This window comes from Mycobacterium stomatepiae, assembly GCF_010731715.1.
GTDB classification, from domain to species: Bacteria; Actinomycetota; Actinomycetes; order Mycobacteriales; family Mycobacteriaceae; genus Mycobacterium; species Mycobacterium stomatepiae.
In genome coordinates this window covers 5328717-5344490 of the sequence record NZ_AP022587.1, presented here as the reverse complement: position 1 = coordinate 5344490, position 15774 = coordinate 5328717, and the positions used below count along the sequence as shown (strand labels likewise).

15 protein-coding genes and 1 pseudogene are annotated in these 15774 nt (G+C 65.6%); 4 read left to right on the top strand and 12 right to left on the bottom strand.

Annotated features, from left to right (window positions below; genetic code table 11):
- Nucleotides 1-290: 290 nt before the first annotated feature.
- The 6 genes from G6N54_RS25480 to G6N54_RS25455 all read right to left on the bottom strand — a co-directional run bounded on the left by G6N54_RS25480 (nt 291) and on the right by G6N54_RS25455 (nt 6285).
- On the bottom strand, nt 291-1058 hold the full coding sequence (locus G6N54_RS25480) for a hypothetical protein (protein WP_163793125.1): 768 nt from the start codon (nt 1056-1058) through the stop codon (nt 291-293).
- Between the two features lies 1 nt (nt 1059).
- Complete coding sequence (locus tag G6N54_RS25475; RefSeq protein WP_163793122.1) at nt 1060-2229, bottom strand: spirocyclase AveC family protein; 1170 nt, start codon at nt 2227-2229, stop codon at nt 1060-1062.
- Nucleotides 2230-2330: 101 nt separating this feature from the next.
- Nucleotides 2331-2963 (bottom strand): TetR/AcrR family transcriptional regulator, encoded by a 633-nt coding sequence (locus G6N54_RS25470; protein WP_163793120.1) that lies wholly within the window; start codon nt 2961-2963, stop codon nt 2331-2333.
- 263 nt (nt 2964-3226) lie between these two features.
- Nucleotides 3227-4090 carry a glycine betaine ABC transporter substrate-binding protein gene (locus G6N54_RS25465; protein ID WP_163793117.1) on the bottom strand — a complete coding sequence of 288 codons (864 nt, stop codon included), beginning with the start codon at nt 4088-4090 and terminating at the stop codon, nt 3227-3229.
- Complete coding sequence (locus G6N54_RS25460; protein WP_232072996.1) at nt 4087-5259, bottom strand: NAD(P)-dependent malic enzyme; 1173 nt, start codon at nt 5257-5259, stop codon at nt 4087-4089. Before G6N54_RS25460 ends, G6N54_RS25465 begins: the two co-directional genes overlap by 4 nt.
- A 36-nt stretch (nt 5260-5295) precedes the next feature.
- Complete coding sequence (locus G6N54_RS25455) at nt 5296-6285, bottom strand: malate dehydrogenase (protein WP_163793114.1); 990 nt, start codon at nt 6283-6285, stop codon at nt 5296-5298.
- 217 nt (nt 6286-6502) lie between these two features.
- Between G6N54_RS25455 and corA the strand changes: the two genes are divergently transcribed.
- Nucleotides 6503-7600, top strand: a complete 1098-nt coding sequence (gene corA, locus G6N54_RS25450) for a magnesium/cobalt transporter CorA (protein ID WP_163793112.1) — start codon at nt 6503-6505, stop codon at nt 7598-7600.
- A 30-nt stretch (nt 7601-7630) separates the two neighbouring features.
- On the opposite strand, the gene G6N54_RS25445 is transcribed toward corA, so the two are convergent.
- The 6 genes from G6N54_RS25445 to G6N54_RS25420 are packed head-to-tail and all read right to left on the bottom strand — an operon-like array spanning nt 7631 to nt 13081.
- Entirely contained in the window at nt 7631-8236 is a 606-nt protein-coding gene (locus tag G6N54_RS25445) for a suppressor of fused domain protein (protein WP_163793109.1), read from the bottom strand.
- Nucleotides 8233-9405, bottom strand: coding sequence for an ABC transporter ATP-binding protein (locus tag G6N54_RS25440; protein ID WP_163793107.1), 1173 nt, complete (start codon nt 9403-9405; stop codon nt 8233-8235). The genes G6N54_RS25445 and G6N54_RS25440 overlap by 4 nt, the downstream gene beginning before the upstream one ends.
- A 4-nt stretch (nt 9406-9409) precedes the next feature.
- A complete protein-coding gene (locus G6N54_RS25435; protein ID WP_163793105.1) occupies nt 9410-10240 on the bottom strand; it encodes a carbohydrate ABC transporter permease in 831 nt (276 codons plus the stop codon).
- The gene (locus G6N54_RS25430; RefSeq protein WP_232072994.1) at nt 10230-11138 is read right to left on the bottom strand and encodes a carbohydrate ABC transporter permease; all 909 of its coding nucleotides are present in this window, start codon (nt 11136-11138) and stop codon (nt 10230-10232) included. Before G6N54_RS25430 ends, G6N54_RS25435 begins: the two co-directional genes overlap by 11 nt.
- Nucleotides 11135-12544: an extracellular solute-binding protein gene (locus G6N54_RS25425; protein ID WP_163793102.1), complete on the bottom strand. Its 1410-nt coding sequence runs from the start codon at nt 12542-12544 to the stop codon at nt 11135-11137. Before G6N54_RS25425 ends, G6N54_RS25430 begins: the two co-directional genes overlap by 4 nt.
- Before the next feature lie 12 nt (nt 12545-12556).
- On the bottom strand, nt 12557-13081 hold the full coding sequence (locus G6N54_RS25420; protein WP_163793100.1) for a general stress protein: 525 nt from the start codon (nt 13079-13081) through the stop codon (nt 12557-12559).
- 86 nt (nt 13082-13167) lie between these two features.
- Between G6N54_RS25420 and G6N54_RS25415 the strand changes: the two genes are divergently transcribed.
- From G6N54_RS25415 to G6N54_RS25405, 3 genes and pseudogenes are all read left to right on the top strand, one after another.
- Entirely contained in the window at nt 13168-13737 is a 570-nt protein-coding gene (locus G6N54_RS25415; RefSeq protein WP_163793098.1) for a DUF4190 domain-containing protein, read from the top strand.
- Between the two features lie 59 nt (nt 13738-13796).
- Nucleotides 13797-15105, top strand: a pseudogene (locus G6N54_RS25410) (magnesium transporter MgtE N-terminal domain-containing protein); the annotation flags it as partial.
- Nucleotides 15104-15610: a DUF1003 domain-containing protein gene (locus G6N54_RS25405; protein WP_163793094.1), complete on the top strand. Its 507-nt coding sequence runs from the start codon at nt 15104-15106 to the stop codon at nt 15608-15610. The pseudogene G6N54_RS25410 and the gene G6N54_RS25405, both read left to right, overlap by 2 nt.
- Nucleotides 15611-15774 lie beyond the last annotated feature (164 nt).

Genomic DNA, 15774 nt, shown 5'->3' with positions numbered 1-15774 from the left:
ATTCAAGTGGAAGAACCAATTTCAACGCCGCAGCCGCCCTTAGGCACTCGAGAAGCAGATAGCGCCGCCGAAGCGAGTGATGCCCGGCGATCCGCACCATGATGTGACGGTCGAAACTTCCGACCGCCACCAGAGACGCCTGTGCGGCTACGGCTGCGCGCTGAAAGTGGTCGGGCGATCGAGGGACGAAGATCGATTCCCCATCGGTGTAGGCGAGCTCTTCGTTCCCTTCGATCACCTGGATCGGCTTGCCGGCAACAGTGTGGGCCAGCGGCCTAAACCGCGATGTGTCAACGGGTTGCCGCACGGAGTTCCGTAAAAGTGCGCTCTTCGACGTCAATCGCGCGACGCAGCAGCACCACCATGACAGCGATCCACGCGGCGAACACCGCAAGTGGCAGGAAGAACGCGAGTGCGCCGTTCCAAGCCAGGGGCCCTTCCTTGAAGAAGGGCACCACGCCGGCCGGAATTACGAAGGTGGCCACCCAAAGATTGAAGTAACCGGCCCATCGCGGAAAGACCTTGGTATCCCGTTCATCGTTGAGGATTACCAATCCGATGGATGCGAATTCCACTACAGCCGTGGAGATCACGCCGACGAACATCAGCCACCCCATGTCGTTGAGCATGCGTATCAGCACCGGACCGATATCAGGCCGATACGCGGCCGTCTGCCAGACCATCAGGGGAATAATGAATTCCAGTGACAACAATGCTCCCGACACCACCTGAGTGGTGGACAGCACGGCGCGTTCGCCTTCGATCCGTTTCATGTGAGTGCTGATCACCGCCGCGAATGGGACCAGCAACGCGAAGGCGAACAACGTCAGCATCAACCCGAGCCGAATGAGCACGGTGTTGGTCTGATATACGGCCACCACCTGCTGTGGCGAGTTGCTGGGCGCCGGCGGGGGTATGAAGCCGGCCAGCAGGATAAAGCTGGCAACCCAACCGACGATCATGACCGGGCCAGACCAGACGCAGACCAGCTGGAGGCTCTTGTTGATTGCCGGCTTCTCCGCAGCATTCAAGCCGGATGTCATTGCGCTGCTGACCATGTCACCCTCGAGGGATGAACTCGGTGGCGGTATCGGACGCCGGCGCGGGCACACCCGGAGGCACTACCACGTTTCCGTGTAGATCGAAATGAACCGCGTCACGGCGCGACAGCGGCAGATGTTTCGACGGGCAGGCCTGATCCGTCTGCGGTCCGCAGATGCCGTTCGTGAAGTAGGAGCGTTCCTCTACCTCCCTGGGCCAGGAATGTGCCTGCAGGTTGAAGATCTGGTACGGGATGTTGTAGGTAACCATATAGATGGTGCTCCCGGCACCCAGTATCGCCAGGAACCGCAGGAAAGTCTTGGCGCCCGGCCGAATCCGGATCTCGTCGACACCGCGCTCGACGAACGTGTTTCCTTTGTCGTCCTTGAAGTAGCGCATGCAGGCGAAGCCGGTCCACCACGCGGCGGTGAGCAATGATTCGTACAGGGGGAACTGGTACCAGTGGCCGGCGAACAGCGTCAGGTCGGGCACGGTCGACCAGTAGTTGTAGAAGCCGAGGTGAACCCAGGCGCCCTCGCAGACGAGGTCGAGGACGAACCCGAAAACCATTGCGACCGAGATGAGTCCCAGCGTTCCGATGTTGGGGAAGCGCTCCTTGGTCTTGCGCATCACCCAGGTGCACGCCAACGCGATCGGGAAAAGCATGTACAGGTACGCCGGAAGGATGAAGAACAACGGCTCCTGAAACATGTGGCCAGGTGAGCCGGCCGCGATCGATTGCCAGCCCGGCACAAACGAAATCCATGAGCCCGCGTTGAACATGGCGGAGTTGTAGGTGAATGTCGGCGTGTAGAAGTTGATGAACGGGTCTTGGAACCACAGCAAGATGAACGACAAGAGCAAGAGCCCATCTGTTGTCATTCGCTTTTCGCGAAGTCGCGGCCGAACGACCACCAAATAGATGACACCGATCGTCACTAGGACGCCGATCGGCAGGTAGACGGTGAACAGTGTGGACATCCACCCCGGCAGCTGCGTGGGCCCCTGAGGTACCCGTTGGGTGTCGGGGCTGAGAATCCACCGGACGAAGAGGTAGAGGTAGAACGCCAACCAGAGAGCGCCGACGACGGCCCATCCCTTGATCGGTTTCTTTTCCGACGGGTTGTCCAGCACGCCGCGACGGCCACCTAGCGTCGCGTTCTCGGGTGCGTTCGTCACAGCTGTCACGACATCTCCTCAGGCAGGCCAATGTGATGTGGACCTGCGTTAAGCAACGGTGTTGCTTAAGTTAAGGAACGCTGTTACTTAACGCGACATCGCGGTTGCACTCAGTTGAGTGCCAGTCGCATTCCATACAGCGCCATGCGGGTCACTGCATCGACGATCGCTTCTTCGTCGCCATCGGGCGTGGGCGCGAGAAACGGTTGCATCAAGATCAGCCCTGCGATCATCGCGATCGTCAGGGAGTTGCCGTGGGCGACGGTTCCCGCGGGAAGCCAGTTCCGGCGCCCCGCTTCGTGTTCTGCCATCACCTGCAGATCGCGAAGACTGCCCGCAATGCCTTGTTGGGTCTTGGCGAGCAACGAACTTTCCGAATCCTCTGCCGCAGCAAGCAAGGTGACGAGCAGGTGCCGATGTTGCGCCAGGTTCGAGTAGAGGTCCCTGACGAACTCGCGCACGAGTTGTTCGTCCTCCCACGGATTGTCGATCTGGCTGCTCCATGCGGAGGCAAACTCCTCAAACGAGGCAAGAAACGGCGCCAGCAGGGTCGCGGCGAACAAGTCGTCCTTGCTGCCGAACTGCCGGTAGAGCACCGAGAGGCTCAGCCCCGCCTTCGACGCGATGTCGCGCATCGAGGTCTGCGCGTAGCCGTACTCATCGAAAAGCTCGCTCGCGGCGGCAAGAATCAGGCCCCGAACTTCCTCGGTGCTGCGCCGAGTCGCGCGACGTGAGACGCCCATGCTGCACTTTAGCTCTGGTCCACTCGCCAGGACGTACACGTCGCCGGTCGGACAAGCACTTGCCTGGATCCCTCCGGACGGCGGCCGAGCCGAGCCACGCGCGACCGCCGAGCCGAAGGTGTCGGTGACCTTCGTGTCTACGCACTTTCAGACATGGCCGCAGCAGCGACCTGGCGAAGTGCTCGTCGGCGATGCCGACTCCGAGCGGCGTTGACCGCGGACGCAATTTTGCGCAGCGCGCTTTCAGCTCCGCGGGAAGTCGTTCAGCGCCCCAACGGGTGTTCGGCGAGCCACCCGCCGGCGACCGCCAAGGGATCGGCACCGCCGGCCACCTGGCGGCGCATGTCGGCCAGGGCCGCGGTGTCCAGCACGCCTGCCACTTCGTTGATCGCCAGCACCTGCCGGTCGGTCAGCGCATTGCGCCGGTAGAGCGGCACGACGTTCTCCGCCCGGATCAGCGCGGGTTTGCCGTCGGCCAGTGACACCAGGTCACCCGGAATGGCGGGGTCGGCGGTGGTGGTCCACCCCGCGGTCAACTGCCCGGCCAGCACCGCCGCGAACATCGTTGTGCCATCCGGAAATTCACGCGGTACGGGCAGCCGGCAGCGGCCGATCGCCGACGGCGCCCGGTGGCCGATGACGATCCCGACAACCAGTCCGTCGCAATGCTTTTCGAGCGTGCTCAGGTCCGCGCTGCGGTCCTGGCCGCCCCAAGACTTGGCGGTGGGTTGCGTCACCAGCAGCACGGGTTTGTCTTCGGCGGCGGTGGTGTAGTCGCCCGCGGCGACGCCCTCGGGCAGCGCTGACACCATCGCGCGGTAGACCTGCGCGTCGGAGCGCGCCATCGCCTCGGGCTGCAGGATCTGCAACGTCTGCCCGGTGAATGCGGGCGTGACGGTGACGGCGCCAGAGTCCAATTGCGCCATCGGATCATTGGTGGTCTGGGCTTGCGCGGCGAAACCGTAGGAGCGCAGTGCGGCAAGGTAGACGCCGGCCAGCAGCCGCGAGGTGGGGTCGTTCTTCGAACCGACCACCAGGCCGGGCGTGGGGTGCTGGTCGGTTGAGCAACCGGCGCTGAGTGCGAGCACGGCGGCGACCAGCGGCGCCGCCAGCTTGCCGATTTTCACTCCGAGGTATCGGCAGCCCGCGCCACGGCTTGCGCCACCGCCTCACCGACGCCCGGGTCCAGCGGGCTCGGCACGATCCGATCGGGCGCGAGGTCGTCGCTGACGACGGAGAAGATCGCCTCGGCCGCGGCCACCATCATCTTTTCGGTGATCCGCCGCGCCCCGGCGTCCAGCGCACCCCGGAAAACCCCCGGGAATGCCAACACGTTGTTGATCTGGTTCGGGAAGTCGCTGCGGCCGGTGGCCACCACGGCGGCGTATTTGGCCGCGATGTCCGGGTGGATCTCCGGGTCGGGGTTGGACAGCGCGAACACGACGCATTCCGACGCCATCGTGGCGATGAGCTCCTCGGGCACCACGCCCGCCGACACCCCGAGAAACACGTCGGCTTCCTTGAGCGCTTCCACCATGCCGCCGGCCAGACCACGAGGATTGCTGCTGCGCGCCAGGTCGGTCTTGACGACGTTCATGTCGTCACGGCCGGCGTGCAGAATGCCGCGCGAGTCGAGCACGGTGATATCCGAAACCCCCATCGCGAGAAGGAGTTTCGAGCAGGCAACACCCGCTGCTCCGGCGCCCGAGACCACGACCCGCATCGAGCCCATGTCGCGGCCGAGCAACTTGCTGGCGCCCATCAGCGCCGCCAGCACCACGATCGCGGTGCCGTGCTGATCGTCGTGCATCACCGGGCAGTCCAGCGCCTGGATCACCCGCCGTTCGATCTCGAAGCAGCGGGGCGCGGAGATGTCCTCGAGGTTCACCGCGCCGAACGTCGGGCGCAGCCGCACCAGGGTTTCGACGATCTCGTCGGGATCCTTGGTATCCAGCACGATCGGGATTGCGTTGAGGTCGGCGAACTGCTTGAACAGCGCGCTCTTGCCCTCCATCACCGGCAGCGCCGCCGCCGGCCCGATGTCGCCGAGCCCGAGCACGGCGCTGCCGTCGCTCACGACGGCCACCAGCCGGTTGGCCCACGTGTAGCGATCGGCCAGGGTGTGGTCGGCGGCGATCGCCCGACTGACCTGTGCGACGCCCGGCGTGTAGGCGATCGACAACGCGCGCTGCGTGTCCAGCGGGGCCTTCATCTCGACCGAAAGCTTCCCGCCGACATGAGCCTCGAAGATCTCGTCGTCGCCGATGACGATGGGTGGCGGCACGATTTCGGACACGGGCCCAGGGTACTGACTACCCATTAGTAGCCCTAATCAGATCAGCTTCAGCTCGGTGACCGCGGCGCGCTCTTCGACGAGTTCGGCGGTGGTCTTGTCGATCCGGCCCTGAGAAAACTCGTCGATCTCCAGCCCCTGCACGATGGACCAGTTGCCGTCCTTGGTGGTCACCGGGAACGACGAGACGATGCCCTCCGGTACGCCGTAGGAGCCGTCGGAGAAGACCGCCATCGACACCCAGTCGCCGTCGGGGCTGCCCAATAGCCAGGAGCGGGCGGCATCGACGGTGGCCGAGGCGGCCGACGCGGCCGACGAGGCGCCGCGCGCGTCGATGATCGCCGCGCCGCGCTTGGCGACCGTCGGGATGAAGTCGTTCTCGATCCACGCCTGGTCGTTGACCACCTCGGCGGCGTTCTTCCCGCCGACCGAGGCGTGGAAGATGTCGGGGTACTGGGTGGCCGAGTGGTTACCCCAGATGGTCACCTTCTTGATGTCGGTGACCGCGGCGCCGGTCTTCTTGGCCAGCTGAGAAATCGCCCGGTTGTGGTCGAGGCGGGTCAGCGCGGAGAATCGCTCCTTGGGGATATCGGGGGCGTTGCTGAGCGCGATCAGCGCATTGGTGTTGGCCGGGTTACCGGTCACGCCGATGCGAATATCGTCTGCGGCAACGGAGTTGAGCGCCTTGCCCTGCGCGGTGAAGATCGCGCCGTTGGCTTCCAGCAGGTCGCTGCGCTCCATGCCCGGGCCGCGCGGCCGCGCGCCGACCAGCAGGGCCAGGTTCACGCCGTCGAAGATCTTGTTGGCGTCCGCGCCGATCTCGACACCGGACAGCAACGGGAACGCGCAGTCGTCGAGCTCCATCACGACGCCCTCGAGCGCCTTGAGCGCGGGCTCGATCTCGAGCAGCCGCAATTCGATCGGGCGGTCGGGTCCCAGCAGGGAGCCGCTGGCCAAGCGGAACAGCAGGCTGTAGCCGATCTGGCCGGCGGCGCCGGTGACGGCGACCTTCAGAGGAGTTGCGCTCACGTCGATGGGCTCCTTATGGAGAAAGTTCGGTCGTATTGCTTCGGGTCGAAACTAGCGCACCCTTGCTCGCCCGAAATCTCCGGTCCGACGCAGCTGCGATTTCACCGTCGCCGGTCGGACGAGCATTGTCAGCCCATGCCGTTTCATCCGGCGTTTTACCAGGACGCGTACCATAAAGGACCGCTTTGCCAGACCTGCACGGGGATAGGAGGTTGAGGTGTTCGGGGGTTTCGACGCACTACCGGAAGCACTGCGCACGATCGCGCACGAGCCGACGCCAGAACCCCCGCCGCCGCCTCCACCACACGAGGCCCTGGTCGACTGCGCCGTGTATGTGGGCGGCCAGCGGCTGCCGGGTAAGTTCACCTACACGGCCGCCCGCAGCAAGGTGCACCAGATCGAGACGCTCGGTCACGAGGCCTTCGTCTGGGTCGGCCTGCACGAGCCCGACGAGGTCCAGATGAAGGAAGTCGCGGACGTTTTCGGACTGCACGCGCTGGCCGTCGAGGACGCGGTGTGCGCGCATCAGCGCCCCAAGCTGGAGCGCTACGACGACACGCTGGTGCTGGTGCTCAAGACGGTCAAGTACGTCCCGCACGAGTCGGTCGCGCTGGCACGCGAGATCGTGGAGAGCGGCGAGGTGATGGTCTTCGTCGGCAAGGACTTCGTGGTCACGGTCCGTCACGGCGAACACAGCGGACTGGCCGACGTGCGCAAGCGGATGGAAGCCGACGCCGAGCAGCTGATGCTGGGGCCGTACGCGGTGATGCACGCGATCGCCGACTACGTCGTGGACCACTACCTCGAGGTGACCCAGCTGATGGAAACCGACATCGACAGCATCGAGGAGGTCGCGTTCGCCCCGGGCCGCAAGCTCGACATCGAACCGATCTACATGCTCAAGCGCGAGGTCGTCGAGCTACGCCGCTGCGTCAACCCGCTGTCGGCCGCATTCCATCGCATGCAGGTGGAAAACAAGGATCTGATCTCCAAAGAGGTGCGGCGCTATCTGCGCGACGTCGGCGATCATCACTCCGCCGCCGCCGATCAGATCGCCAGCTATGACGACATGCTCAACTCGCTGGTGCAGGCGGCGTTGGCGCGTGTCGGCATGCAGCAGAACAACGATATGCGCAAGATGGCGGCCTGGGCGGGTATTTTGGCGGTGCCCACCGCGGTCGCCGCCATCTACGGGATGAACTTCCATTTCATGCCCGAGCTGGACTGGACATGGGGCTACCCGGGGATCATGGCCTTGATGGCGCTCTCCTGCCTGATCCTGTACTTCCAGTTCCGGCGCAACCACTGGCTTTAACCGCGCCACTGTGCGCCGGCTGGCGTTAGCTTAATTCGGTTGCGCTGCACGGCGATTCGTGTCAAGCACATCAACACCATCGCTCTGCCAGGCCTGCCGCATGGCGTCGGCGCCCTTGAGTCGCACCCAGGCCGCCTCGGTCGCGGTGATCGGCGTCGCCGAGAGGAACACCACCGGGTCGCGCGGCGGATCCAGCGGCAGATCCGCAATGTCACTGCAGCCCAACAGGACAGCCGTGAACGGCGCCCGTCGCGACGGCGATTCCCACAGCGGCGAGCCGAGATCGATCAACGCATCCGCAGCGAGCACCACACCGTCGACCGCCGGCGATGCCGCCAGTATCGCGAGGCTGCGGGCAATTCCGGTGGCCGGCCCGGGATCTCGCAGACAGAGCACGATCTCGGCGCGCGGACCGCGCTGCGGATCGACGACGATTTCGCCTGGGTCGCCCATCGGGTGGCGCGAGCACCCCACCGATACGTACTGCACCAAACCGTCTTTCGCGCGGAAGCGCAACACCTCCATCGGCTCGGTCCCCAGAAATGTCACGCTCGCCGAATCGGGTTCGCTCCACTGTCCCGCGTTCGCGAAGTGGTCCCGCAGGTGTGCCCGCACCCGGTCCAGGATTTGGGTCACCGTGCCGCGGCTACGGTGAGGTTCGCTCCGGAATCGGCGTCGAACACGGCGAGCTTCGCGGTGTCGAAGGCTAATTCGACCGACTGGCCGATGACCGCCTTCGACTCGGCGGGAACCCGTGCCACGAACTGGTTTTCGACGATCTCCGACTCGGATGCCAGCTCGTCGAGTTGCGCCGCATGCACGTCGCATCCCGTGGTGGTGAAGTACAGGTACTTGTCGGCCCCCAGCGATTCGACCAGGTCGACCTTCACCTCGAAGGTCGCCGCGGTGATGCGCTGGTAGCCGTCGATCAGCGCGGCGTCGAGCAGGTGCTCGGGCCGTACCCCGACGATTACGTTGTCCGGTTTCGGGTGCCCGGCAATCACGTCCTGGACTTCCGGAGCCAGCATCACCTCACCGAACGGCAGCTCCAGTCCGGCCGACGTCAGCGTGGCGGGGAAGAAGTTCATCGGCGGCGAGCCGATGAATCCCGCGACGAACAGGTTCGCCGGGCGCTCGTAGAGCTCACCGGGCGCGCCGATCTGCTGGGCGACACCGCCGTGCATCACCACGACGCGATCACCCAGCGTCATCGCCTCGGTCTGGTCGTGGGTGACGTAGACGGTGGTGGTGCCCAGCCGGCGCTGCAGCCGGGCGATCTCGCCGCGCATCTGCACCCGCAGTTTGGCGTCCAGATTGGACAGCGGCTCGTCCATCAGGAATGCCTTCGGATGGCGCACGATGGCCCGCCCCATCGCGACCCGCTGCCGTTGTCCACCCGAGAGCTGGGAGGGCTTACGGTCCAGAAATTCGCTCAGGTCAAGGATTTTCGCCGTCTCCTCGACCTTCCGCGCGATATCGGCCTTCTTCATCTTCGCCAGGGTCAGCGGGAAGGCGATGTTCTGCCGAACCGTCATGTGCGGGTATAGCGCATAGGACTGGAATACCATCGCGATGTCGCGGTCCTTTGGTTCCTTCTCGTTGACCCGTTCGCCGCCGATCCGCAGCTCGCCCGACGAGATATCCTCAAGGCCGGCAATCATATTCAGCGTGGTGGTTTTGCCGCACCCGGACGGGCCCACCAGGATCAGGAATTCGCCGTCGGCGATCGTAAGGTTTAGGTCCCGCACCGCCGAGTGCCCGTTTGGGTAACTCTTGTTGACGTGCTCCAGCACAATCTCGGCCATCGCGCTATCCCTTCACGGCGCCAGAGGTCAACCCGGCGACAATCCGTCGTTGGAAGATTAGAACAAAGACGATGATCGGCACCGTAATCACGATGGCACCGGCCGCGATTGATCCGGTCGGTTCCTCGAATTGCGAACTACCTCCGAAATTGGCGATCACCACCGGCGCGGTGATCGCCGCCTTGGTGGCGGTCAGCGACAGCGCCAGCAGCAGGTCGTTCCAGGCGAAGATGAACACCAATATCGCCGCGGTGACCAGTCCGGGTGCCGCCAGCGGGACGATGACTCGGCGGAAGGCTTGCGCCGGCGTGGCGCCGTCCATCCTGGCCGCCTTCTCCAGATCCCAGGGGATCTCCCGAAAGAACGCCGACAACGTGTAGATCGCGAGCGGCAACGCGAAGGTGATGTAGGGCAGAATCAATCCGGGCCAGGTGTCGAAAAGCCCTACCCAGCGCTCGATTTCGAACAGCGGCGTGACCAAGGAGATCGCCGGGAACATGGTGATCAGTAGCGTGGAACCGACCAGCAGCCGCTTGCCGGGAAAGTCCAGCCGGACGATCGCGTAGGCCGCCATCGCGCCCAGGGCCACCGCGATCCCGGTGGCGATCAACGCGATTCCGATCGAGTTGACCAGCGCGGAGGTGAAGATGTCGCCGCGAAAGATCCCGCGATAGTTTTCCAGCGTCACCGACGACGGAATCAGCTTGCCGTCCCGGACAGTTGACGACGGCTTGAGGGACAGACTGAGAATCCAGAGCACCGGAAGCAGTGCATACACCACGACCACGGTGTTGACGACGGCCCATATCGCGGTGCGCCTCGCGTCAGCGCCCATCGCCGCCACCACCCGGGGCCGGTGCGATTTGGTGGGCGCCGAACACCTTGATGAAGATCAGCGCGATAATGCCCACACAGCCAAAGATCAGCACGCTGATCGCCGAGCCGAGGCCGACATCGAAACCTTCAAACAGGTTGTCGTAACCCAGGATCGACACCGAGCTGGTGTTGTTGTTGCCCTCGGTCAGCACGTAGATGTTGTCGAAAATGCGGAAGGCGTCCAGGGTCCGGAACAGCAGTGCCACCACGACCGCCGGCTTGATGATCGGCAGCACGATTCTGGTCAGCCGCCGCCAGGCGCCGGCGCCGTCGACCTGCCCGGCCTTCAGCAGATCCTCTGGTACCAGCGCCAACCCGGCCAGCAACAGCAGCGACATGAACGGCGTCGTCTTCCAGACCTCGGCGATGACGACGATGCCCAGCGACGGGATCTGCTCGGTCAGCGGAGCGCTGCCGTGCGGCAACAGGTTCGCCAGATAGCCGGTGCCCGGCGTCCAGGCGTAGTACCAGCTGTAGGCGGCGACCACGGTCACGATGCCGTACGGCACCAGCACCGCGGTGCGAACCACGCCCCTGCCGATCAGGGTGTGCCGCATCACCAGTGCGAGCGCCAGGCCGAGCACGAACTCGAGCGACACCGACACCACCGTGATGGCCAGCGTCACGGCCAGCGCCGTCCACCAATACCGGTCGGTCAGGATCGTCTGGTAGTTGCCCAGCCCGATGAACCTGGTGTCATTGGGGGTGGCCAGATTGTTGTGCTGCAGGCTCAGCCAGATCGCGTAGCCGATCGGATAGGCCGTCACCGCCAGCATCAGGGTCGCCGCGGGAGCGACCAGGACGAGGGCCAGTCGTTGCTCGGGCGGGCGATTCCGGAGTTGGAGCACGCGTATCACGGCAGCAGTCCCTTGCCGTCGATGGCCTTGCGCACCTGCGTGGCGAGCTCGTCGGCCTTTCGCTCCGGGTCGATCTCGGCGATCGGGGTCAGTGTCGCCGCCAGGCGGATGGACATCGCTTGGTAGGCCGGCGTCGCGGGTCGCACCGCGGCATCGGTCAGCTGCTGGCGGATGATCGTGTACATCGGATACTTGCTCTGGAATTGCGGATCGGAGTACACCGATGTCCGCACCGGCGGCAGACCGCCCGCGTTCGAGATGTACTGCTGATTCGGCAGGCTGCGCAGGCACCTGATCGCTTCGAAGGCTTCGGCCCGGTGCCGCGTGGTGCTGGCCACCGCCAGGTTCAGCCCGCCGATCGTCACCTTGGCCGGCCGGCCCGGCGCCACACCGGGATAGGGCGCGAAGCCGAACACCTTCTGGCTGGCCTGATAGGCGATCTGGAATTGTTCGTCGCTGGGCACGAAGCTGCCGAACTGATTGATGCTGCCGGCCAGCGCCGGATTCTGGTTGAGCGGAAGGAAATTCACGCCGCCCTTGACCGCGTTCTCCAGCATCGACGCCAACACGTAGGGCCAGTTGACTTCCAGCGCGGCATTGCCCTGTTCGACGGCCAGCCGCGCCGTGCTGGAGTCGGTGCGGTTGATCGACGGGTCGGCGCCTGGCGCGGTGGCCACCGCCTTGAGGATGCGCAGGGCGCTGACGGTGGCGGCCCGGTGCGCGGGGGTATCGGTCAGGGTGACGTGCTTGCCGTCTTCGGAGAGCACCTGGCCGCCGGCGCTGACCAGCAGCGTGTTGAACCACACCACCAGACCCTCATCCTGATGGGCCTGCACGGCGATCCAGCTGGGCCGGCCGGCGGCGTGCAACCGGGTGGCCTCGGCCACCATGCCATTCCAGTCGTGCGGAGGTTGATGCACCAAATCTGGCCGATACCAGAGCAATTGGGTGTTCGTAACGATCGGTGCGGCGTAGAGCCGGTGGTTCCAGCCGGCGGTCGCGAGCGGGCCCGGCAGGGTATCGACGCTCACGTCGGCCTCGGCCCGGCCGGCCGGGTCGTCGGACAGCGGCAGCGCCCAGCCCGCTTCGGCGAACTCCGCGGTCCAGATGACGTCCAGCGACATCACGTCCAGCGTCCGGTCATGGCCCGCGAGCCGGCGCGCGTACTGCAACCGTTGCGCGCCGGGGGCTCTGGGCAGGCTAACGTGCGCGATCGTGTACCGGCCGCCGGCGTCCTGGCTGCAGCGGCGGGCGACTTCGTCGAACGTCGCGCCGTCGGCGGCCGGGGTGTAGAAGGTGATCACCAGCCCGCCATGGCCGGACCCACAGCCGGACAGCGCGGTGGCCATGATCGCTAGCACGAATGCGCCTAGCCGGCGCACCCGCCCGTGGCGACTCAGCACCAAATTATCCGGCCGTCAGATCGCCAGGCGCGCAAGCAAATCCCGGGCCCTCTCGGCGTTCTGCGGATCGCAGAGCACATCGTAACGGCCGGCGACCAACTGCATTGTCGAGCTGAAATCCCTTGTGCCACGAGCCATTGAGTACGGAACCGCGGAAGTGATCAGGCCGAAGAAAACCCCGGCCACCAAACCCGTCACCAGCGCGCCCCACGGGTTGGGGCTGAAGAAACCGAGCACCAACCCGATGAACAGCCCGAGCCAGGCCCCACTGAGCACACCGCCGCCGAGCACCTTGGGCCAGGTCAGCCGACCGGTGACCCGCTCCACCTGCATCAGATCGACGCCGACGATAGTCACCTGCTGCACGGGGAACTGCTGCTCGGAGAGGTAGTCGACCGCGCGCTGCGCCTCGGCGTAGGTGGGATAGGAGCCCACCGGCCAGCCCTTGGGCGGAGTCGGCAACTGCGGCACACCGCGCCGCCCGGCCGCACCGGTGGGCGTTGCGCCGGGAACTTGACCGGGCTGGAAAGGACTAGTCATCAGGGCTCATTCTCCTACGCCGTGGCCATAGTTTCACCTCGGCCCTACCAGCCTATCGAGGCCGCCTGCAGGCTAGGTTGAACACCATGACAGCTCCCGGCGGTGCCAGTGGCGAGGACGCCGCCGATCCGCACCTTCCCGGGGGGCGGCACCCTAAGCAGCAAGGATGGGCGGAGCCCTGGGATTTCCCGGGGGCACCACCGCCGGCCGACTATCCGCCGCCGCCCTACCCGCCGCCCGGATACGTGCTCGACTACCCTCCCGGCACGCCGCCATTCGGCTACCAGCAGCCCCCGAGCGGCTCGTCCTACCCGCCGATGCCACCGCAATTCGGCGGCCCACCACCCGGCTTCGATCCCCCGCCGCACCCCGGCGGCTACCACCCGGCACCGGAATATCCGGGCGACTACTGGTCGGCTGAGGCCGCCCGGTCCGGGACGAACGGGATGGCGATCGCGGCGCTGATCTCGTCGTTCACCGGGTTGTTCTGCTGCATCGGCGGGATCGTGGCCATCGTGCTGGGCACGATCGCGCTCGACCAGATCAAGCGGACACGCCAAGACGGATACGGCATGGCCGTCGCCGGCATTGTGATCGGCATCGCGTCCCTGCTGGTGGCTCTGATCGTGATGATTTTTGCGGTGCATTTCCATTAGCGGGCCGCGCCAGAGCCGCTTCGCTGCCATCGCGCGACGGGCTGCCTAGGCTCTCTCCCATGGCATCGGTCAACAGGGTGTATGTGGCGCGGCTGGCGCGGATGTTGGTGCTGGGGCCGATGGGCGAAAACTTCGGTCGCATCCGCGATGTCGTGATCAACATCAGCATCGTCCGCCAGCAACCGCGGGTGTTGGGCCTGGTTGTCGATCTGGCTACCCGCCGCAGCATCTTCATTCCGATTCTGCGGGTCGCCGCGATCGAGCCCAACGCCGTGACGCTGAACACCGGAAGCGTGTCCCTGCGCCACTTCGAACAGCGTCCGGGCGAGGTGCTGGCGATCGGTCAGATCCTCGACACCCCGGTCACCGTCAACGACCCCGAACTCCCGGAACTGGTCGGGCGAGACGTCGTGATCACCGACCTAGGCATCGAACAATCCCGGACCCGCGACTGGCTGGTGACCAGGATCGCCGTGCGAAGCCAGCGCCGACTCGGGCGGCGGGGCCCGGCGCACGTCGTCGACTGGCAAAGCGTGCACGGCTTGACGCCGTCGGCGTTGGCGATGCCCGGCCAGGCGGTGGCACAACTGCTCAACCAATTCGAGGGACGCCGCGCGGTCGACGTGGCCGACGCCATCCGCGGGCTGCCGACCAAACGGCGCACCGAGGTATTCAAGGCCCTCAGCGACGAGCGACTGGCCGACATCCTGCAGGAGTTACCCGAATCGGAGCAGGCCGAGGCGTTGGCGCACCTGGGCACCGAACGCGCGGCCGACGTGCTCGAGGAGATGGACCCCGACGATGCCGCCGACCTGCTCGGCGAGCTGAATCCGACCGACGCGGAGCTGCTGCTGGCGCGGATGGACCCCGACGACTCCGCCCCGGTACGAAGGCTTTTGAAGCACTCTCCCGACACCGCCGGCGGGTTGATGACCTCCGATCCGGTGGTGCTGACCGCCTACACCACGGTGGCCGAGGCGCTGGCCCTGGTCCGCAATCCCGACCTCACCCCGGCGCTGTCGTCGATGGTGTTCGTGACGCGCCCACCGACGGCCACGCCCACCGGGAAGTACCTCGGCTGCGTACCGCTGCAGAAACTCCTTCGGGAACCGCCCAGCGAGTTGGTCGGTGGAATCGTCGACAGCGATCTGCTCACCCTGGCCCCGGAGACCACCCTGGCCGCCGTGACACGCTACTTCGCCGCTTACAACCTGGTGTGCGGACCCGTCGTCGACGACCAACGCCACCTGTTGGGGGCCGTCACCGTCGACGACCTGCTCGACCATCTGCTGCCGCACGACTGGCGTGCGCACGCCCAAGAGCTGACCGCCACCGTCCAAGGCGCCGCAGCAACCGGGGGGGCCTCGTGAGCAAACCGGCGGTCCGGCGGCTGTACACCCCGCGGACATCGCGCGGGCTCTCGCTGCGTGTCGACCCCGAAACGGTCGGGCAGAGCACCGAGGCCATCGCGCGCTTCTTCGGCACCGGCCGCTATCTGCTGATCCAAACCATCATCGTGGTGGTGTGGATCGCGATCAACCTGACCGCGGCTAGTCTGCGGTTCGACCCGTACCCGTTCATCCTGCTGAATCTGGCGTTCTCCACGCAGGCCGCCTACGCGGCGCCGCTGATCCTGTTGGCTCAGAACCGGCAGGAGAACCGGGACCGGGTCGCACTCGAAGAAGATCGTCGTCGCGCCGCCCAGACCAAAGCCGACACCGAGTACCTGTCCCGCGAGCTGGCCGCGCTGCGGCTGGCCATCGGCGAGGTCGTTACCCGCGAGTATCTGCGCGATGAGCTGGACGAACTGCGCGCCGCGTTGAGTGGCCTGGACAGGCAGACCCCGCTGGAGGACCCGCCGGGGCGCCGGTGATCACCTGGTAGGCACCGCTCGGGGCCGCTAAGAGATCCCAGTGAATACCGAATCCACCATTGCGCCACTCCCGTAACAAGAGTTATGTATGGTGATCTAGTTCACGAAGCTAAGAGCAGGTTTCCGGCAGCTCACAGGGTCCCCGGCGGCCCACACACATAGGA

What these genes read in the sequence shown, in the direction of transcription:
- G6N54_RS25480 (WP_163793125.1), bottom strand. Translation starts at nt 1,058, where the DNA reads ATGGTCAGCAGCGCAATGACATCCGGCTTGAATGCTGCGGAGAAGCCG.
- G6N54_RS25470 (WP_163793120.1), bottom strand. Translation starts at nt 2,963, where the DNA reads ATGGGCGTCTCACGTCGCGCGACTCGGCGCAGCACCGAGGAAGTTCGG.
- G6N54_RS25440 (WP_163793107.1), bottom strand. Translation starts at nt 9,405, where the DNA reads ATGGCCGAGATTGTGCTGGAGCACGTCAACAAGAGTTACCCAAACGGG.
- G6N54_RS25435 (WP_163793105.1), bottom strand. Translation starts at nt 10,240, where the DNA reads ATGGGCGCTGACGCGAGGCGCACCGCGATATGGGCCGTCGTCAACACC.
- G6N54_RS25420 (WP_163793100.1), bottom strand. Translation starts at nt 13,081, where the DNA reads ATGACTAGTCCTTTCCAGCCCGGTCAAGTTCCCGGCGCAACGCCCACC.
- G6N54_RS25415 (WP_163793098.1), top strand. Translation starts at nt 13,168, where the DNA reads ATGACAGCTCCCGGCGGTGCCAGTGGCGAGGACGCCGCCGATCCGCAC.